This window comes from Luteimonas sp. YGD11-2, assembly GCF_004118975.1.
Taxonomy (GTDB): domain Bacteria; phylum Pseudomonadota; class Gammaproteobacteria; order Xanthomonadales; family Xanthomonadaceae; genus Luteimonas; species Luteimonas muca.
In genome coordinates, this window is sequence record NZ_CP035376.1 from 1,570,120 (window position 1) to 1,589,179 (window position 19,060).

Here is a 19,060-nt window from a genome sequence, read left to right on the forward strand (position 1 = left end):
GCGCTCCGGTGTGGCGTGGATCAGCTGACCACGCGGCGCACGGTCGCCACGAGCTGGTCCGGGTCGAACGGCTTGACCAGCCAGCCGGTGGCGCCGGCGGCGCGGCCATCGGCCTTCTTGTCGGCCGACGACTCGGTGGTCAGCATCAGCAGCGGGGTGAACTTGTAGTCCGGCAGCTGGCGCAGCTCGCGGATCAGCGAGATGCCGTCCATGTTGGGCATGTTGACGTCGGTGATCACGGCGTTGAAGCGCGCGCCGCGGGCGCGGCCCAGCGCGACCTGGCCGTCTTCGGCCTCCTCCACGGCATAGCCGGCCGAGGTGAGGGCGAACGAGACCATCTGGCGCATCGAGGCGGAATCGTCGACGACGAGGATACGGGCGCTCATGGGGTTCTCTCCATGGGGGAAGTGGGGTGTGCCGGGGCGTCCGCGATCGCGAGTGCGGGCTCCAGGCTGAGGGTCCGGGCGGCTGCACGCAACGGCTCGCCGATATCGGCCCAGCGCGTTTCGCGGGCGTGCAGCGTGCGTGCCTGCCACCAGGCCGCAAGCACCTGCAGGCTGGCGGTGTGCACGCGTTGCACGCCGGCACCGTCGACCACGATGGGCGCATCGACGGCCACGTGTGCGGCGAGCATGTCCTTGAGCCCGGCACTGCTCTCGATGCCGAGGTCGGATTGCAAGGTCACCGTGTCCAAAGATCAGCCCCCGGGGTTGCGGACGGTTCGCAGCGGTAACGGCCGGATCGCGGCGATCTTTAGCGCCGTGACGTCGCTCATTGCGGCCGCAGCGGCATGTCCATCAGGCGGGTGGCATCGAGCAGCAGCATGACGTCGCGGCCGATGCGGGCGATGCCGTGGATACGGCGGTCGCCGACCGGTGCCAGCCGCGAGGCGTGGGCATCCTCGATCTGCGCGTCATTGATGATCACCACGTCCTCGACCCCGCACACGCGCAGCCCGAGCACCTCGCCGCGTTCCTCCAGCACGATGATGCGGGTGCCGGCGGAATCCGGCGCCGGGCTTTCGCCGAGCTGTACGCCGAGGTCGATCACCGGCACCACCTGGCCGCGCAGGTTCATCACCCCGGCGACGCTGGGCACCGCGCCGCGCAGCGAGAGCAGCGGCATCGGCCGCACCACCTCGCGGATCTTCAGCAGTTCCAGCGCGTAGGCCTGGCCGCCGCAACGCAGCCGCAGCCAGCGTGCGGTGCGCTCGCCACGCCGGCGGCGGCGCTCGCCGTGGGCGGCTGCCTCCGCAGGCGCCGTCGTGTCCGTGCGTGTCGACGGAGAAGCGACAGCAGCAGGCGAAGGAACCGGGGCCGCAGGCGACGCTTCGGCGATCGTGGGCGTCGCGGCAGTGGGAGCGGGAGGCTCGCTGGCGACCGCGGCCAGTACCGGGGTGCCGGTACCCAGCAGCAGGTCCACGTAGTCGTCCACCTCGCGCAGCGCGTTCATGCCGCGCGCTCCAGCTGCTGCTGCTCGCTGGCCAGCAGCCAGTCGAGTGCGCGGGCATAGGCGGTCATCGCGCGGCCGCCCGGCTCGCCATGGAAGACCTGCTGTGCCAGCGCGTCGGCGTTGGCGAGCTGGGTGTCGACCGGGATCGCCTCGTCCCAGGCCAGTGCGCGGTATTCCTGCTGCAGCTGGGCGAGGGTGTCGCGGCCGGCGCGGGTACGGCGGTCGAACAGGGTCGGCAGCACCGACACCGGCAGCGGCCGCTGGCGCGAGCGTTCCACCATCGCGCCGGTGCGCACCATGCCGGCCAGGCCGTGCAGCGCCAGCGGTTCGCACTGGGTCGGCACGATCAGCCGGTCGGCCGCGGCCAGCGCGTTGACCATCAGCAGGCCGAGCGTGGGCGGGCAGTCGAGCAGCACCACGTCGTGCCCGCCGGTGTGGCGGGTGATCGCCTGCGACAGCGCCAGGCCCAGGCCCGGCTGGTTGGCGCTGCGCCGCTCCAGGGTGGCCAGCGCGGTCTGCGCGCAGACGAAATCCAGGCCTTCGACGGGAGCCGGGCGCATCACCCCGGCCAGGGTGGCCGGCGGGGCGCCGAACAGGTCCACCACGCCCGCGGGCTGCGGGTCGCTGGGGATGCCGAAGGCACGGGTCAGCGAGGCATGCGGGTCGAGGTCGACCAGCAATACGCTGAGCCCGCGCAGCACCAGGCTGCGGCCGAGCGCGAGCGACGTGGTGGTCTTGCCCACGCCTCCTTTCTGGTTGGCGATCGCCCACACGCGCATCAGCTGTCTCCTCGCATCGTCATCGTGGCCGCACGGGGTGGGGCACTGGCCACTGCGGCCTGGTTGGAACCGGCCGGCTGTGGGTGGTCGACCGCACGCGCGCCGGCCGCATCGGGTGCGGCCAGCACCATCAGCACCACGCGGCGGTTGGCATTGCGGCCGGCATCGGTGGCGTTGTCGGCCTTCGGGCGGTGTTCGCCGTAGCCGACCATCACCAGCCGCTCCGGGGCCAGCTGCTCGCGCACGAACAGGTGCACGACGCTGGCCGCGCGCGCGGCCGACAGCTCCCAGTTGGACGGGAACTGCAGCGTGCGGATCGGCCGGTCGTCGGTATAGCCCTCGACGCGGATCGGGTTCGGTGCATCGCGCAGCAGCGCGGCAAGTTTCGTCATCAGGCCCTGGGCGGCTGGATCCAGCGACGCCGAACCGGTCGGGAACAGGATGTCGCTGTTGATCTCCACCTCCAGCCACAGGTCGGTGCGGTGGATGGTGATCATGCGTGCGCGCACCATCTCCGACAGCGCGTCCTCCAGCTGCAGGGCGATGCGCGACAGCTGCCTGCGCGAGGCTTCCAGCGCCGCCGCATCCAGGCCTTCACCGGTGCGATCGCTGCGCAGCTTCGATTCCAGCATCGGCTGCAGGGGCGAATCCAGTACCGGGGACACCGCCTGCGGGCCGCGGCGCGCACCGCTGGGAATCGGCGTGGGGCGGCCGAAGTCGGACTCGCGGCGATCGCTTTCGCCGATCTGCACCGGGTCGATGGTGCGCGGGGTGCCGTTGAAGGCATTGGCCAGCGACTGCGACATCACCCGGTACTTGCCTTCGTTGAGCGAGGAGATCGCGTACATGACCACGAAGAAGGCGAGCAGCAGCGTCATCAGGTCGGCGTAGGGGATTGCCCACGCCTCGTGATTGGTGTGCTCCTCGTGGTGCTTGCGGCGTGCCATGGCGTCAGTGCAGGAAGCCGGCAAGCCGCGCTTCGATATTGCGCGGGTTCTCGCCCTGGGCAATCGCGATCAGGCCTTCGATCACCAGTTCGCGCTCGCCGCTGCGGCGGCCGACCACGCTCTTGAGCTTGGCCGCCATCGGCAGGAACAGCAGGTTCGCCGAGGCGATGCCGTAGATGGTCGCGGTGAAGGCGGCGGCGATGCCCTGGCCGAGCTTGCTGGGGTCGGCGAGGTTCTGCATCACCGCCATCAGGCCGAGCACGGCGCCGACGATGCCCAGGGTGGGCGCATAGATACCCATGCTCTCGTAGATCTTCGCGGCGGCGAGGTCGTGGTGTTCCTCGCCACCGAGCTCGATCTCGAGCATGTGGCGGATCGCCTCGGGCTCGAGGCCGTCGACCAGCATCTGCAGGCCCTTGCGCAGGAACGGATCGGTCTGCGCCTCGACGTGGCTTTCCAGCCCGAGCAGGCCCTGGCGGCGGGCGACGTTGCTCCACTCCAGCAGCTGCGCGATCAGCGCCTGGCGGTCGGCCACCGGCGGCTTGATCACCCAGCGCGAGATCTTCATGGCGCGGGTGAGCACCGGGCGCGGTGCGTGCAGCAGGATGGCGGCGACGGTGCCGATGATCACGATCACGAACGCCGCGGGCGACCACAGGCCGGCAAGCCCGGCGCCCTTGAGGACGCTGCCGCCGATCAGCGCGACGATCGCGAGGACGAGCCCGACGAGACTGAAGATATCCATGGTGGCGATATCGGCGAAGGTGCGCGCGACTTGAGTTGCGCGGTGCCGATCAGACCGTGCGCAACGCGTCCACGTCGAGGATCAGCGCCAGGCGGCCGTCGCCGATCAGGGTGGCGCCGGCGTAGCCGGGCAGGCCACGCAGGGCGCGTGGCAGCGGCTTGATCACCACCTCCTCGCGGCCGCGCACCTCGTCGACCACCAGGCCGAAGCGGGCGTCGCCGCGCTGCAGGACCACGATGGTGAGCAGCGGCGTCTCCGGTGCCGGTTGCCGCAGCCAGTGCCGCAGGTCCAGCAGCGGCAGCGTGTGCGAGCGGCGGTCGAGCGCGGCGCGGCCGTCGAACCAGTTCACCGCATGGGTGGGTGCATGCAGCACTTCCTGCACCCGCGCCAACGGCAAGGCATAGGCATCGCCGGCCGCCTGCACCAGCAGCGTCGGCAGGATCGCCAGCGTCAGCGGCACGCGCAGCGAGAACCGGCTGCCGCGCCCGAGTTCGGAGTGCACCTGGATCTGCCCGCTGAGCTCGCGGATGCGCGACTGCACCACGTCCATGCCGACGCCACGGCCGGAAATGTCGCTGACCTCGCTGCGCGTCGAGAAGCCGGGCATGAACACCAGGTGCAGGCATTCCTCCACGCTCAGCCGCGCCGCGGTCTCGGCATCGATCAGACCCTTCTCGCGCGCCTTGGTGCGCAGGCGCTCGGGGTCGATGCCGGCACCGTCGTCCTGCACCTCGATGCCGACATAGTCGCCCTGCTGCTGGGCGATCAGCCTCACCTTGCCGGCGCGCGGCTTGCCGGTGGCCTCGCGCAGGGCCGGTGCTTCGATGCCGTGGTCGATGGCGTTGCGCACCAGGTGCACCAGCGGATCCGCCAGCGCCTCGACCAGGTTGCGGTCGAGCTCGGTCTCGGCGCCGACGAGCTCGAGGTCCACTTCCTTGTCGAGTGCGCGCGCGACGTCACGCGCGAGCTTGGGGAAGCGCGCGAACACCTTGCCCACCGGCTGCATGCGGGTGTGCATCACCGCGCCCTGCAGGCGCGCGGTGGCGTTGTCGAGCGTGCTCACGGCACGGTCGAGCTCCTCGTCGCGCAGCCGCGCGCGCAGGGTCTTGAGGCGGTTGCGCGCCAGTACCAGCTCGCCGACGAGATCGACGATGGCGTCCAGGCGGCGGGTGTCCACGCGTACGGTGTGTTCGCGCTCGGCAGTGGCCGCTCCATTGGCGGCCTGCGGGGCTGCCGGCTTCGGCGCGGCGGCGGCAGGCGGCGCAGGTGCGGGCGTCGGCGTGCGCGGGGCGGCCGGCGGAGTCACCTGGGCTGCGGCAGCTCCGGGCGGGGCCGACCCGTGCAACTGGTCGAGCAGCGCCTCGAATTCGTCGTCGCTGATCGCCCCGCCGTTTCCGGCTGCACCGACCGGGCCCGGCGCCGCGTTGCCGTGCAGCTGGTCGAGCAGTGCCTCGAATTCGTCGTCGCCGATCATGTCGCCATTGGCGGCGGCGGCGGCGGGCGTGGCGGTCGTGGCCGGCGGCGCAAGCGAGAAGCCGTTGACGACCGCGGCGGGCGCGCGCGGCACCTCGCTGCCGGAGTCGATCGCGTCCACCATCGCCTGCAGCCAGTCCAATGACTGCTGCGCGGCATCGAAATGCCGCGCCTCCAGCGTCGCCTGGCCGCTGCGTGCAGCGCCCAGGGTTTCCTCGGCCGCGTGGCAGAGCTCCACCAGCGGGGTCACGCCGAGAAAGCCGGCGCCGCCCTTGAGCGTGTGGAACGCGCGGAAGACCGCGTTCAACTGTTCGCGGTCGCCGGGCGTCTGCTCCAGCGCCACCAGCTGCCCGCCGAGGTCGTCGAGCAGCTCGCGTGCCTCGATCACGAAGTCGGCGGCGATTTCCGGCGAGGCGTTCACGGTGTCAGAGCCCGAGGTTCGACAGCAGGTCGTCGGCGTCGCTCTGGCCCACGGTGCCGCGATCCAGCCCCCCGACCGCCGGGCCGTGGCCACGGTTCGGGCACGCCGGCTCGTCCTTCGGCGGCAGGCCGAGTTCGCCGAAACCCTCGTGCACGCCACGCACGATCGATGCGACGCGGCGGATGATCTGCCCGCCGAGGTCCTGGTGGCTCTGTGCCAGCGCCATCTCGCGCAGGTTGTCGCGCAGCGCCTCGACGGTACCGGCCTGGCTGTCGTCGAGCGGGCCGTCCTTGAGGCGGGCGACCAGCGCACGGCTGTCGTCGATCAGGTCGAGGGTGCGATGGGTGGCCTCCTCGGTCATCGCCACCACGTGGTCGAGGCGGGCGCAGGCGTCGTCGAGGTTGCCGCCCGACGGTGCCGGGGGCAGGGCATCGAGCGCCTGTTCGAGCTCGCGCGCCAGCCGGCCGAGGCCGCTGACCAGCGTATGCGCGCGCGATGCGGCGATCGCATCGACGTGGCGGCGCCAGGCGTCCTCGTCGCCGCGCTCCAGCGCGTCGAGTGCATCCTGCAGCAGGCGCGCGACCGGGACGTCGTCCGCCACCGCCGCGTTCAAGCGCCGCCCCCGAGGCGTTCGAACACCTTGTTGAGCTTCTCTTCCAGGGTCTGCGCGGTGAACGGCTTGATGATGTAGCCGTTCACGCCGTTCTGCGCGGCCTCGATGATCTGTTCGCGCTTGGCCTCGGCGGTCACCATCAGCACCGGCAGGGTGCGGAACTTGGCATCGGCGCGGATCTCGCGCAGCAGCTCGATGCCGGTCATGCCGGGCATGTTCCAGTCGGTGATCACCAGTTCCACCGCGTCCTGCCGCAGCACGGCCAGCGCGCTGTGGCCGTCCTCGGCCTCGACGGTGTTGTTGAAGCCGAGGTCGGTCAGCAGGTTCTTGATGATCCGCCGCATCGTCGAGAAGTCATCGACGATCAGCACGCGCATGTTCTTGTTCAAAGGGGGCTCCAGTAAAACGATGGCATCAGTCGTCGTCGCCGATGCCGGTATCGGCGAGTTCGAACGCGGTCAGCCGCCCGCGCAGCCGCACCACCGCCTGGCCATGGATCTGGCACACGCGTGATTCGCTGACGCCGAGCACCGCGCCGATCTCCTTGAGGTTGAGTTCCTGCTGGTAGTACAGCGACAGCACCAGCTGCTCGCGTTCGGGCAGCAGGCCGATCGCGGCGGCAAGCTCGCGGCCGAATTCGCCACGCACCAGCGCCTCCTGCGGGGTGGGCCCGCCGCGACGCGCGGGCTCGACCTCGCCGTGGTCCTCCACGTGCGAGTCCAGGCTCAGCACCTGGCCGCGCGCGGCGTCTTCCAGCAGGCGCATGTAGTCGGCCAGCGGCAGCCCGAGCTTGTCGGCGACTTCCTGCGCCGCGGCGGCGCGGCCGGTGGCCTGCTCGATCGAACGGATCGCGGCGGCGGCTTCGCGCGCGCGGCGGTGCACGGAACGCGGCACCCAGTCGCCACGGCGGATCTCGTCGATCATCGAACCGCGGATGCGGATCGAGGCATAGGTCTCGAACGAGGCGCCCTGGTCGGCGTCGTAGCTGCGCGAGGCTTCGAGCAGGCCGATCATGCCGGCCTGGACGAGATCGTCGATCTCCACGCTGGCCGGCAGCCGCGCCGCCAGGTGATGGGCGATGCGGCGCACCAGTTCGGCATGCTGGACGATCGGATCCGGCGCGCTGCTGCGCTGGATGTCCTGGTAGTGGCGGGCGGCCATGCTCATGCCGGCACCCCCTGGCGCAGCATCCGCTCGACGAAGAACTCGACATGCCCGCGCGGCGCGGTCGGTGCCTGCCAGCGGGCGGTGCGGCGGGCGATCTCGGCCAGCGCACGCGCCGACGGGCTGGACGGGTAGGCGCGCACCACCGCCTGCTGGCGCTGCACCGACATCCGCAGCCATTCGCACTGCGGCACCGCGCCGAGATAGTTCAGCGACACGTCGCCGATGAAGCGCTCGCACACGCGCGACAGCTTCTCGTACAGGCCGCGTCCTTCCTGCGGGCTGCGCACCATGTTGGCCACCACCTGCACCTGGCCGACGCCGCGCTCGCGTGCCAGCACCTTGATCAGCGCATACGCATCGGTGATCGACGCCGGCTCGTCGCAGACCACCACCAGGGTGTCCTGCGCGGCCTGGCAGAAGGTCAGCACCGAATCGGTGATGCCGGCGGCGGTGTCCACCACCAGCATGTCGAGATCGCGCTGCAGGTCGTTGAAGACGTTGACCAGCCCGGCATGTTCGGCGGGGCGCAGTTCCGCCATGTGCCGGCGGCCGGAGGCGGCGGGGACGATCATCACGCCCGACGGGCCGTCGAGGATCACCTCGTCGAGGCTGCAGCGCCCGGCCACCAGGTCGGCCAGCGTGTAGCGCGGCGACAGCCCCAGCAGCACGTCGACGTTCGCCAGGCCGAGGTCGGCATCCAGCAGCAGGGTGCGCTTGCCGAGCTCCGACAGCGCGATCGCCAGGTTCGCCGACACATTGGTCTTGCCCACGCCGCCCTTGCCACCGGTGACGGCGAGGGTGCGCACGGGGGCGGGCACGGGCGGAACGGCGACGGACATCGGCGGCAGGGTCTCAGGCGACAGCATGGGTGTGCTCCGGGGCGGAATGCTCGGATGCCATGGGCTTATCGGCATCGCGGCGGAGATCTTCAAGGCGAAGTACCAGGTGGGCCGCATTGGCCCGGCTCAGGTCTTCAGGGATGCGCTGGCCGTCGGTGGTCCAGGTCAGCGGCAGCTGGTGGTCGACCACCACCGACAGCGCGCTGCCGAGTCGGCTGGTCTCGTCGAGCTTGGTCAGCACCACGCCCTGCGGGCGCGCGTGCTCGAAGCGGCGGACGACTTCATCGAGGTCGGCGAAGTGGGTGTTGGCCGGCAGTACCAGCAGGGTGCGCACCTGGCGCGCGGCGCGCAGCCAGTTCAGCTGGCCGGCGAGGGCACGGTCGCGCTGGCTCAGGCCGGCGGTGTCCACCAGCACCAGCCGGTAGTCCTGCAGCTTCTGCAGCAGCTGCAGCAGGCCGGCCTCGCTGTCGGCCTCGTGCACGGCGATGCCGAGCTGGCGGCCGTAGCTGTGCAGCTGCTCGCGGCCACCGACGCGCGCGGTGTCGGTGGTCACCAGGGCGACGTCGCGCGGCTGGTACTGCGACGCATAGAGTGCGGCCAGCTTTGCAATCGTGGTGGTCTTGCCGGCACCGGTCGGGCCGACCAGGGCGATCACCCCGGCCTCGTGCAGCGGATCGACCGGGCAGATCGGCAGCCTGCGCGAGATCAGGCCGAGCATCAGCCCGCGCGCGCGGTGGGCCGGGGTGTCGGCGGGAATCTGCAGCACCACGTCGCGGGTGATGCCGGCATCGAAACCGTAGTCCTCCAGCAGTTCCATCGCCTGCGCGCGCACCGGCGAGCCGCGCAGGCGCTCGTCGGTGAGCCGCGCCATCTCGCGTTCGATCATCGTGCGCATCTGCGCCAGTTCGTCGCGCATGCGCGCCAGTTCGCCGTCGCTTGCAGGCGCGGGTGGCGTGGGCACCGCGGCGAGCGCCGGGGCCGGCGGAGCCGGTGGTTCCGGCAGCGGCTCGATCATCGGCGCAACCGGCGGACGGGTGCGCGCCAGCAGTTCGGCGAAGGCGGGGCCGTCGAATTCGTCGGCGACGTCGAGTGCATTGGCCACCGCGGTCGGCTCCGTCGCTACTTCGATCGCGCGCGGTGCGACCGGGATGGAGACAGGCGCAGGTGGGGTAAGAGGTGCGGGCGCGACCGGTGCGGCGGCAACCGCTGCCGGCGCGGCGGGCGGGGCGAGGTCGCGCAGCCAGCGCTCGGCCGGGGCCAGCGGGCGTTCCGGGGCGGCCACCAGCGGGGCCGGGGCTTCGGCCGCGGCGCGCGGCTGCGCCTCGAGGGCGCGCTGCAGGCAGGCTTCGTCGTAGTTGCTGGCCGCCACGATCTCCACGCCCTCGTCGGTGCGGCGGTTGGAGAGGATCACGGCATCGGGTCCATGGGCATCGCGCACCATCTGCAGTGCGGTGCGCATGTCGGCGGCGACGAAGCGGCGGATGTTCATGGTTGTTGCCCGTGTTGCGAAAGGGGTGATGCGTTGCTCAATTGATCGTGCCCACCAGCTTCAGGCGCCGGTCCTCCGGGACTTCCGTGTAGGCCAGCACCGACAGTCCGGGCACGCTGTGGCGGACCAGGCGCGCCAGCGCAGCGCGCACCTGGCTGGGCACCAGCACCACCGCCGGTTCGTTCCTGGCCTCCTGCTGGCCCGCGCAGTCGGCGAGGCTCTGCTGCAGGCGTTCGGCCAGGCCCGGTTCCAGTGCGGCACCGGCGCCCTGCGCGGAATCCTGCAAGACCCGTTCCAGCGTCGGCGCCAGCGTGTACACCGGCAGTTCGATGGCGGGCCCGGCGATTTCCTGGACGATGAAGCGGCCCAGCGCGGTGCGCACCGCGGCGGTCAGCTGGGTCGGGTCCTGGGTATGCGCGGCATGCTCGACCAGTGACTCGGCGATGCGCCGCAGCTGGCGCACCGGGATGCGTTCGATCAGCAGGTTCTGCAGCACCCGTACGACGACCGACAGCGGCAGCGACTTCGGCGTCAGGTCCTCGGCGAGCTTCGGCGTGCTGCGCGCAAGCGTCGCCAGCAGCTGCTGCACTTCCTCGTGGCCCAGCAGTTCCGGCGCCTGCTCGCGCACCAGGTGCGAGAGGTGGGTGGCGACCACGGTGGCGGGGTCGACCACCGTGTAACCGGCGGCCTCAGCCTGGGCGCGCTGCAGCGGCAGGATCCACAGGGCGTCGAGCCCGAACGCCGGGTCCTTGCCGGGGATGCCCTCGATCGGATGCAGGGTGCCGCCGGGGTCGAGTGCGAGCAGGCGGTCGGGATGGATGTCGGCGGTGGCCACCGGCACGCCATGCACCAGCAGGCGGTAGGCGGTGGGTGCGAGCTCGAGGTTGTCGCGGATATGCACCGGCGGGATCAGGAAGCCGATGTCCTGGGTGAGCTTGCGGCGCACCGCCTTGATCCGCGCCATCAGCTCGCCCCCCTGGGCCTTGTCGACCAGCGGGATCAGCCGGTAGCCCACTTCCAGCCCGAGCGGATCGACCGGTCGCAGGTCGTCCCAGCCGAGCTCGGCGGTGGCGGCCTGTTCGGGCGAGGGCAGGGCGGGATCGGGATTGGCCGCGGCCTGCTCGGCCTCGATGCTGCGCTTGCGCATGTGCCAGGCCGCGTAGCCCACCACGGCCGCCAGGCTCAGGAAGGCCAGGTTCGGCATGCCCGGCACCAGGCCCACGACCAGCAGGATCGAGGCGGCGATGGTCAGCGCCTTGTACTGGCCGAACACCTGGCCGGTGACCGCACCGCCCATGTCCTGCGAGCGCGAGGCGCGGGTCACCAGCAGGGCGACCGCCGACGACACCAGCAGGGCGGGGATCTGCGAGACCAGGCCGTCGCCGATCGACAGCAGGGTGTAGGTCGCCGCTGCATCGCCGGCGCCCATCCCGTGCTGGAGCACGCCGATGGCAAGCCCGCCGATCACCGTCACGAACAGGATCAGCAGGCCGGCGATCGCATCGCCGCGGATGAACTTGCTGGCACCGTCCATCGCGCCGTAGAAGTCGGCTTCCTGCCGGACCTCCTCGCGACGGGCCTTGGCTTCCTCGCGCGTCAGCAGGCCGGCATTGAGGTCGGCGTCGATCGCCATCTGCTTGCCGGGCATGGCGTCGAGGATGAAGCGCGCGGTCACTTCGGAGACGCGGCCGGCGCCCTTGGTGACGACCACGAAGTTGATGATGGTGAGGATCGCGAAGGCGACGATGCCGACGGCGAAGTTGCCGCCGATCACGAACTCGCCGAACGATTCGATCACCTTGCCGGCAGCACCCGGGCCGTTCTGGCCGTGCAGCAGGATGACGCGGGTGGAAGCGACGTTGAGCGCGAGGCGCAGCATCGTGGTGATCAGCAACACGATCGGGAAGATGCTGAAGTCCAGCGGGCGCTGCACGTAGATCACCGCCAGCAGCACCACCAGCGAGATCGCGATGTTGAAGCTGAAAAGGATGTCGAGGATGGTCGGCGGCAGCGGCACCACCACCATCGCCAGCAGCGCCAGCACCACCAGCGGTGCGCCGAGGCCGTTGCGCAGCATGTCGAAGAAGCGCTTCGGCCCGGGCTGCATCAGCGCGGCGCTCATCGCGGTGCCCCGCGTGCGCCGTCAGCCTCGTCGACCTCGATATCGGCCAGCTGCGGCTGCGGCGTGCCCGCCCGCCAGTTGCGCAACTGGTAGACGTAGGAGAGCACCTGGGCAACGGCTGCGTAGAGTTTCACCGGGATTTCCTGGCCGATCTCCCCTTCCCGATACAAGACCCGTGCCAGAGGCGGTGCTTCGACCAGCGCGACCCGGTGCAGGGTGGCGACTTCGCGGATACGCAGCGCCAGTTCGTCGACGCCCTTGGCGACCACCTTCGGCGCGCGCATGTTGCCGCCGTCGTACTTCAGCGCCACCGCGTAGTGGGTGGGGTTGACCACGATCACGTCGGCGGTGGGCACGTCCTCCATCATCCGGCGCTGCGACATCTCCTGCTGCAGCTGGCGGATACGGCCCTTGACCTCGGGGCGGCCCTCCGACTCCTTCATTTCCTCGCGCAGCTCCTGCCGCGTCATCATCAGCTTCCGGCGCCAGTTCCACTTCTGGTAGGGCGCATCCATCAATGCCAGGAGCAGCAGTGCCGCTGCGGTGGCCAGCAGCATCCACAGCGCGAAGTGCAGACCGCCGCGCGCGGCATCCTCCAGCGGCTGGTTGAGCATCGAGCGCAGCCGGTTGAGCCCGGGCCACAGGAACAGCGTGGCCGCACCGCCAACCAGGGCCACGCGCAGCAGCGACTTCAGCAGTTCCGCGAAGCCTTCGGGTCCGTAGATGCGCTTGAGCCCGGCCAGCGGGTCGAGCTTCTTGAGGTCGGGCACCAGGCCCTTGGTGGCGAAATTGAAGCCGCCCATCGCCGCCGGGGCGATGAAGCACGCGGCCAGGGTGACCAGCAGCAGCGGCGCCAGGATCCACAGGAAGCCCAGCATCAGCTTCGCGGCATGGCCGAACAGCAGATGCGGCGATTCCAGCAGGGCCAGGTCGGGGGTCAGCGCCGTGCGCATCCAGTCGAGCGCGCGCGCGGCGAATCCGCCGCCCATCGCCAGCAGCGCGACCACGCCCGCACCGAACACCGCCACCGTCGACAGCTCGCGCGAGCGCGGGACATTGCCTTTCTCCCGTGCCTCGCGCAGCCGTTTTTCACTGGGCTGTTCGGTTTTTTCCTGACCGTCTTCGTTTTCCGCCATCGCTCACGGCCGCTGGTACCTGCCCGGGGTGGTGCAAGGCGCGTGCCGCGAAGCGGACCCTCACCCGAGGGCAGGGCGTGGACCGCCGGAGATTCCCACGGCCTGCCTACCCGCCGGTCGGAACCCGTCCGGCCGCATCGAACGCGGCGTCGTACAGCCGCTGCACCGGCGGGCCCATCTCCCCGGCCAGCATCGCGATCAGGAACAGGCCGACCAGCACCGAGACCGGCAGGCCGAGCTGGATCGGGTTGAGTGCCGGCGCCGCCCGCGACAGCACGCCGAAGGCCAGGTTGATGGCCAGCATCGCCACCATCACCGGCAGCGCCAGCGTGACCGCCCCGCGCAGCACCAGCGAGAAGAACTGCGGGGCGATCTCCAGCGTGGCGCGCACATCGGGCAGGGCGGTGCCGATCGGCAGTGCCTCGTAGCTGTGCACCAGCAGCGCGATCAGCGCCAGATGGCCGTTGGCGGCGAAGAACAGCAACCCGAACGCGAGGTAGAACCACTGCGAGATGACACCGGAGTTCACCCCGCGCAGGGGATCGCTCATCTGCGCGAACGACAGGCCCGTGCCCTGCGAGATCAGCTCGCCAGCCAGTGCCCCGGCCTCGAACACCAGCCGCAGCATGAAGCCCATCGCCGCGCCGACCGCCAGCTCACGGGCGACCGACAGCACGGTGGCGGCATCGAAGCCGGAGAACGCCGGCGGCGCCGGCAGCAGCGGGGCGAGCGCCAGGCTGATCACCAGCGCGGCCATCACCCGGATGCGCGCCGGGATCGCGCGGGTGCCGATCAGCGGGATCGCCATCAGCAGCGCGCCCACGCGCAGCGCGGTCCACAGCAGGGTCCCGATCATGCCGAAGGCCTGCTGGCCATCGATCGCCATCTGGGTGGCGGGGTCCATCCTCCGTCCCGCCTAGCCGATGAGGTGGGGAATGCGGTGGAACAGGGTGATCGTGTAGTCGACCAGGTAGCTCAGCAGAAACGCGCCGAGCGCGAACAGCGCCGCGGTCAGCGCCGCCGCCTTGGCCACGAAGGCGATGGTCGGCTCGTTGATCTGGGTGGCGGCCTGCACCACGCCGACCACCACGCCGACGATCAGCACGGTCACAAGCAGCGGGCCACCGACCCACAGTGCCACCTGCAGGCCCAGGCGCAGTTCGGTGAGGGCGAGTTCGGGCGTCATCGGCTCAGACCGCGTTGAAGCTGGCGGCGAGCGTGCCGACGGTGAGCACCCAGCCGTCGACCAGCACGAACAGCAGGATCTTGAACGGCGCCGAGACCAGCATCGGCGACAGCATCATCATGCCCATCGACATCAGCACGCTGGCCACCACCAGGTCGATGATGATGAAGGGGATGAACACCAGGAAGCCGATCTCGAACGCGGTCTTGAGCTCGCTGGTGACGAACGAGGCGACCAGCACCTGGAACGGCACCTCGTCCGGCCCGGCATAGCCGCTGTGGCCGGCGAGGCCGGCGAACGTCATCAGGTCGGTCTCGCGCACCTGCGCCAGCATGAACGCACGCAGCGGCGCGCTGCCGAGGTCCCAGGCGGCGCGGAATTCGAGTTCGCCGTTGAGCCACGGGCCGAAGCCATTGGTCCATGCGGCCTCCCACACCGGCGTCATCACCAGCGCGGTCAGGAACAGCGCCAGCCCGACCAGCACCTGGTTGGACGGCGTCTGCCCGGTGCCCATCGCCTGGCGCAGCAGCGCCAGCACCACGATGATCCGGGTGAACGCGGTCAGCACCAGCAGCATCGACGGGATCAGGGTGATCGCCGTCATCAGCAGCAGGGTCTGCAGCGGCAGGCTCACCGGCGCATCGCCGATCTGGCCCACGGTCACGCCCGGCAGCGAGGGCAACTGCGGCGTGGCCCAGGCCAGCGACGGCAGCAGCAGGCAGGCGATCGCCACCAGCGCCGCGACGCGGCGCACCCAGCGGGAGGTCATGTCAGGAATCCTTGCGCAGGCGTTGCGCGAGCAGTTGCTTGAAATCGGGAAGCTGCTTCAGCGACGGCAGCCGGGCGGGCGTCGCCTCCGGCAGGTGCTCGGGCAACAGGTGCAGCGTGCGCACGCCACCGGCGCCGATGCCGATCAGCAGCTGCTCGCCGCCCACCTGCACGACCGCCGCACGTTCGCGCGCACCCAGCGGAATGTTCGCGACCACGCGCAGGCCCTCGGCCTGGCGGAAGCTGCTGCCCGGCATGCGCTTGAGCACCCAGGCCAGGCCGAGGATCAGCCCGACCACCAGCAGCAGCGCGATCACCGCGCCGCCCAGGCCGGGGGCCTGCGGTGCGTGCGCGCCGATCGCGACGGGTTTTGCCGGGATGGCGACTTCGGCGTGCAGCTGCGGCGGCGACGCCACCGGCAGGGCGGCGGTGCCGGTATCCATCGCCGTGTCGTTGGCGGATGCAGGCGCGGCCGGCGTGACCGCCGCCGCGGTGGTGGCGATCGTCGCGGCCTGCGCGCTCGCCTGCACGATGCCGAGGCTGCCGGCAAGGATCACCGCAGTCTCCGGATCCGCTCGCTCGGGCTGACCACGTCGGTCAGGCGCACGCCGAAGCGGTCGTTGATCACCACCACCTCGCCATGCGCGATGAGGGTGCCGTTGACGTAGACATCGAGCGGCTCGCCGGCGCCGCGCTCGAGCTCGATCACCGAGCCGCGGTTGAGCTGCAGCAGGTTGCGGATCGGCATGCGCGTGCGCCCGACTTCCAGCGAGAGCGCCACCGGCACGTCGAGGATGACGTCGAGGTTGAGATCGCTCGCATCGTCGGGGTTGTCGGCGCGCAGGTCGTCGAAACGGGCCGGCTCGGCGGTGGGAAAGACGGTGTCCTGGGTGTTCATGCGGGCAGGTCCTGGGGGTCGGTGCGGCGCTGCGGCTGCGTGCCGGGCGGATGGGTCCGGGTGATCTTCACCACGTTGTTGCCGTTGGCGGTGCCGAAGCGGCCGGTGAAGACCGGGATGTCCTCGATGCAGATCGGCACCTCCTCGGGGAGGTCGATCGGGATGATGTCGCCCACCTTCAGCCGGGTGAGCTGGCGCAGGTCGATGCGGCGGCGCGCCAGCACGCTCGACACGTTGACCTCGGCCGACATCAGCTGCTCGCGCATCGACACGTTCCAGCTCTCGTCGCGGTCGACGCGGTCGGACTGGATGCCGGCATCGAGCAGCTCGCGGATCGGCTCGAGCATCGAGTAGGGCAGGGTGACGTGGATCTCGCCGCCGCCGCCTTCGAGGTCCACGTGGAAGCGGCTGACCACCACGTACTCGCGCGGGGTGACGATATTGGCGAAGTGCGGGTTGATCTCGGAGTTGAGGTATTCGCACTCCACGTCCAGCACCGGTGCCCAGGCCTCGGCGAGGTCGGCGAAGGTCTGCTTGAGCATCAGCTGGATCACCCGCATCTCGGTCGCGGTGAACTCGCGGCCCTCGATGCGGGTGGGGTAGCGGCCATCGCCGCCGAAGAAGTTGTCGACCACCGAGAACACCAGCTTCGGCTCGAACACGATCAGCCCGGTGCCGCGCAGCGGCTTGAACTTGATCAGGTTGAGGTTGGTCGGCACGTAGAGCTGGTGCAGGTAGTCGCCGAACTTGATCAGGTCGATTCCGCGCACGGAGATGTCGGCGGAGCGGCGGATCAGGTTGAACAGGCCGATCCGCCACAGCCGCACGAAGCGCTCGTTGACCATCTCCATGGTCGGCATGCGGCCGCGGATGATGCGGTCCTGGCTGGCGAAGTCGTAGGTGCGCGCGACGCCCGGGTCGGGCGCCGGCTCGGTGTCGACCACGCCCGAGTCGACGCCGTGCAGCAGCGCGTCGATCTCGTCCTGGGACAGCAGGTCGTGGGTGCTCATGGCCGGTGGCCCCTTACTGGGTGACGAAGCTGGTGAACAGCAGCGATTCGGCCTGTGGCGCGCCGGTTTCCTCGGTCATCAGCGCCTGCACTTCCTCCAGCGCCTGCGCGCGCAGCGCTTCCTTGCCCTCGCGGGTGGCGACGCCGTCGTAGGTCTGCTGGGCGAACAGCATCAGCAGCCGCGCCCGCAGTGCCGGCTCGTGGCGGGTGAGTTCCTGGGTGGCCAGCGGGTCGCGCGTGACCAGTTGCACCTCGACCTGCAGGTAGCGCGGGCCCATCGGGGTCTCGTCGAGGTTCACCACGAACGGCGGTGACATCGGCAGGTACTGCGCGGGCGCCGGCGGCTTCGGCGCATCGCTGTCGCCGCCACGGGTGTTGAAGTACCAGAAGCCGGCGCCGGCCAGGCCGAGCAGGGCGACCACGGCCACGATGGCCAGGGTGATGCGGTGCGAAGAGGACGAGGGCTTCTTGCGGGATGGGTCTGCAGCGACGGCCACGTGGCGTTACCGGTGTGGATTCGAGCGGTCCCATGCAATCGCCGTGCCGTTGCACCGCCGGAAAGCCGTCGCCGGGCGCGTGTCGGACAGTGGCCGCGCGGCTCGCTGGCCGAAATGCCGGGTTGGGCGCGCGGAAACTGAATGGACCCCGTGCAGGTGCTCGTCGGCGCTTTGACGGATTGAGAATGATCGTTCATTCTTCCCGCCTGCCGCCGGCCCCCCCCGGCGGTTTTCCTTTTTCCGTGCAGGCCTTTCCCCATGTCCACATCGTCGCGTCGGTTCGCCGGCCTCCTGATCCTGAGTCTCTTGCTGGCGGCCTGTGGCGCCGGCGGCGCACCGGAGGCACCGCCGCCGCCGGAAGTGAATGTGGTCACCCTGCAACCGGAAACCGTCACCCTGACCCGCGAACTGCCGGGGCGCACCAGTGCCTTCCTGGTCGCCGAAGTGCGGCCGCAGGTCAACGGGATCGTGCGCCGCCAGCTGTTCACCGAGGGCAGCCTGGTCAAGGCCGGCGAGCCGCTGTACCAGATCGACGACGCCAGCTACCGCGCCGCCGCCAACAGCGCGCGCGCGCAGCTGTCGCGTGCCCAGGCCACGCTGACCGCCGCGCGGCTGAGCGCCAACCGCATCGGCGAGCTGGCCGCCGTGCAGGTCGTGAGCCGGCAGGACGACGAGAACGCGACCGCGGCGCTACGCCAGGCCGAGGCCGATGTCGGTGCCGCGCGCGCGGTGCTGGACGCCGCCAACGTCACCCTCGGCCATGCCCGCATCACCGCGCCGATCGACGGTCGCATCGGCAGGTCGTCGGTGACCGTGGGTGCGCTGGTCACCGCCAACCAGCCGGCGGCGCTGGCCACCGTGCAGCAGCTCGACCCGATCCATGTGGATCTCACCCAGTCGTCCAGCGAACTGCTGCAGCTGCGGCGCGAATTCGCCGCCGGCACGCTGGAGAGCGGGCAGGGCCTGCCGGTGACGATCCTGCTGGAAGACGGCACGCCCTTCCCGCATCCGGGCACGCTGGCGTTCTCCGAGGTCGGCGTGGACCCGGCGACCGGCAGCTACGGCCTGCGGGTGACCGTGGACAACCCCGACCACGTGCTGATGCCCGGCATGTACGTGCGTGCGGTCCTCGGCAGCGGCGTGCGGCAGAACGCGATCCTGGTGCCGCAACAGGGCGTGACCCGCGACCCGCGCGGCAATGCCAGCGCGATGGTGGTCAATGCCGAAGGCATCGTGGAACAGCGCCCGGTGCAGGTCAGCCGCACCGTCGGCGACCGCTGGCTGGTCGAGGATGGCCTCGTCGCCGGTGACCGGGTGATCGTCGAGGGCCTGCAGAAGATCCAGCCCGGCGTGCCGGTGCAGGTCGCCGAAGCGCCGCCGGCCGGCGATTCCGCCCCGGGCACGTCGCCCGCCGCGACCCCGGCCACCGATGCGGCCACGCAGGCCGATGCCGCCGTGCAGCCCGCCGACCCCGACGCGGCCGCACCGGCGGCCGACGCTGCTGCCCAGCAGCCGTAAG

22 protein-coding genes are annotated in these 19,060 nt (G+C 70.7%); 1 reads left to right on the plus strand and 21 read right to left on the minus strand.

The genetic code is table 11. The annotated features are described in order from the left end of the window. Positions 1–20: 20 nt before the first annotated feature. From ERL55_RS07120 to ERL55_RS07220, 21 genes are all read right to left on the minus strand, one after another. Positions 21–386, minus strand: a complete 366-nt coding sequence (locus tag ERL55_RS07120) for a response regulator (protein ID WP_129135811.1) — start codon at positions 384–386, stop codon at positions 21–23. Next, a complete protein-coding gene (locus tag ERL55_RS07125) occupies positions 383–685 on the minus strand; it encodes an STAS domain-containing protein (RefSeq protein WP_164972140.1) in 303 nt (100 codons plus the stop codon). Before ERL55_RS07125 ends, ERL55_RS07120 begins: the two co-directional genes overlap by 4 nt. 86 nt (positions 686–771) lie before the next feature. Further along, positions 772–1,452 carry a chemotaxis protein CheW gene (locus ERL55_RS07130; protein ID WP_129135813.1) on the minus strand — a complete coding sequence of 227 codons (681 nt, stop codon included), beginning with the start codon at positions 1,450–1,452 and terminating at the stop codon, positions 772–774. Next, entirely contained in the window at positions 1,449–2,231 is a 783-nt protein-coding gene (locus tag ERL55_RS07135; protein WP_129135814.1) for a ParA family protein, read from the minus strand. Before ERL55_RS07135 ends, ERL55_RS07130 begins: the two co-directional genes overlap by 4 nt. Further along, positions 2,231–3,178 carry a flagellar motor protein MotD gene (gene motD / locus ERL55_RS07140; protein ID WP_129135815.1) on the minus strand — a complete coding sequence of 316 codons (948 nt, stop codon included), beginning with the start codon at positions 3,176–3,178 and terminating at the stop codon, positions 2,231–2,233. The genes ERL55_RS07135 and motD overlap by 1 nt, the downstream gene beginning before the upstream one ends. A 4-nt stretch (positions 3,179–3,182) precedes the next feature. Continuing rightward, on the minus strand, positions 3,183–3,923 hold the full coding sequence (locus tag ERL55_RS07145) for a flagellar motor protein (protein ID WP_129135816.1): 741 nt from the start codon (positions 3,921–3,923) through the stop codon (positions 3,183–3,185). A 49-nt stretch (positions 3,924–3,972) separates the two neighbouring features. Further along, a complete protein-coding gene (locus ERL55_RS07150) occupies positions 3,973–5,817 on the minus strand; it encodes a chemotaxis protein CheA (protein WP_129135817.1) in 1,845 nt (614 codons plus the stop codon). A gap of 4 nt (positions 5,818–5,821) precedes the next feature. Next, positions 5,822–6,418, minus strand: coding sequence for a protein phosphatase CheZ (locus ERL55_RS07155; protein WP_129135818.1), 597 nt, complete (start codon positions 6,416–6,418; stop codon positions 5,822–5,824). An 8-nt stretch (positions 6,419–6,426) separates the two neighbouring features. After that, entirely contained in the window at positions 6,427–6,819 is a 393-nt protein-coding gene (gene cheY / locus ERL55_RS07160) for a chemotaxis response regulator CheY (protein WP_164972141.1), read from the minus strand. A 25-nt stretch (positions 6,820–6,844) separates the two neighbouring features. Next, positions 6,845–7,597 (minus strand): RNA polymerase sigma factor FliA, encoded by a 753-nt coding sequence (locus tag ERL55_RS07165; protein WP_100323045.1) that lies wholly within the window; start codon positions 7,595–7,597, stop codon positions 6,845–6,847. After that, positions 7,594–8,463, minus strand: coding sequence for a P-loop NTPase (locus ERL55_RS07170; protein ID WP_129135819.1), 870 nt, complete (start codon positions 8,461–8,463; stop codon positions 7,594–7,596). Before ERL55_RS07170 ends, ERL55_RS07165 begins: the two co-directional genes overlap by 4 nt. Further along, complete coding sequence (flhF, locus tag ERL55_RS07175; protein ID WP_129135820.1) at positions 8,450–9,925, minus strand: flagellar biosynthesis protein FlhF; 1,476 nt, start codon at positions 9,923–9,925, stop codon at positions 8,450–8,452. The genes ERL55_RS07170 and flhF overlap by 14 nt, the downstream gene beginning before the upstream one ends. Positions 9,926–9,962: 37 nt before the next feature. Beyond that, a complete protein-coding gene (flhA, locus tag ERL55_RS07180; RefSeq protein ID WP_129135821.1) occupies positions 9,963–12,047 on the minus strand; it encodes a flagellar biosynthesis protein FlhA in 2,085 nt (694 codons plus the stop codon). Beyond that, positions 12,044–13,183 carry a flagellar biosynthesis protein FlhB gene (gene flhB / locus ERL55_RS07185; protein ID WP_129135822.1) on the minus strand — a complete coding sequence of 380 codons (1,140 nt, stop codon included), beginning with the start codon at positions 13,181–13,183 and terminating at the stop codon, positions 12,044–12,046. Before flhB ends, flhA begins: the two co-directional genes overlap by 4 nt. Positions 13,184–13,289: 106 nt before the next feature. Then, the gene (gene fliR, locus ERL55_RS07190; RefSeq protein ID WP_129135823.1) at positions 13,290–14,087 is read right to left on the minus strand and encodes a flagellar biosynthetic protein FliR; all 798 of its coding nucleotides are present in this window, start codon (positions 14,085–14,087) and stop codon (positions 13,290–13,292) included. Between the two features lie 12 nt (positions 14,088–14,099). Further along, entirely contained in the window at positions 14,100–14,369 is a 270-nt protein-coding gene (locus ERL55_RS07195) for a flagellar biosynthetic protein FliQ (RefSeq protein WP_129135824.1), read from the minus strand. Between the two features lie 4 nt (positions 14,370–14,373). Further along, a complete protein-coding gene (gene fliP, locus ERL55_RS07200) occupies positions 14,374–15,138 on the minus strand; it encodes a flagellar type III secretion system pore protein FliP (protein ID WP_129135825.1) in 765 nt (254 codons plus the stop codon). Position 15,139: 1 nt separating this feature from the next. Continuing rightward, positions 15,140–15,580, minus strand: a complete 441-nt coding sequence (gene fliO, locus ERL55_RS07205) for a flagellar biosynthetic protein FliO (RefSeq protein WP_129137254.1) — start codon at positions 15,578–15,580, stop codon at positions 15,140–15,142. A gap of 110 nt (positions 15,581–15,690) precedes the next feature. Continuing rightward, a complete protein-coding gene (fliN, locus tag ERL55_RS07210; protein ID WP_100323036.1) occupies positions 15,691–16,035 on the minus strand; it encodes a flagellar motor switch protein FliN in 345 nt (114 codons plus the stop codon). After that, positions 16,032–17,045 (minus strand): flagellar motor switch protein FliM, encoded by a 1,014-nt coding sequence (gene fliM, locus ERL55_RS07215; RefSeq protein ID WP_129135826.1) that lies wholly within the window; start codon positions 17,043–17,045, stop codon positions 16,032–16,034. The genes fliN and fliM overlap by 4 nt, the downstream gene beginning before the upstream one ends. Before the next feature lie 13 nt (positions 17,046–17,058). Further along, on the minus strand, positions 17,059–17,541 hold the full coding sequence (locus tag ERL55_RS07220) for a flagellar basal body-associated FliL family protein (RefSeq protein WP_129135827.1): 483 nt from the start codon (positions 17,539–17,541) through the stop codon (positions 17,059–17,061). Positions 17,542–17,799: 258 nt separating this feature from the next. Here ERL55_RS07220 and ERL55_RS07225 point away from each other — a divergent pair, with 258 nt between their 5' ends. Continuing rightward, positions 17,800–19,059 (plus strand): efflux RND transporter periplasmic adaptor subunit, encoded by a 1,260-nt coding sequence (locus ERL55_RS07225; RefSeq protein WP_129135828.1) that lies wholly within the window; start codon positions 17,800–17,802, stop codon positions 19,057–19,059. The last annotated feature ends 1 nt before the right edge of the window (position 19,060 follow it).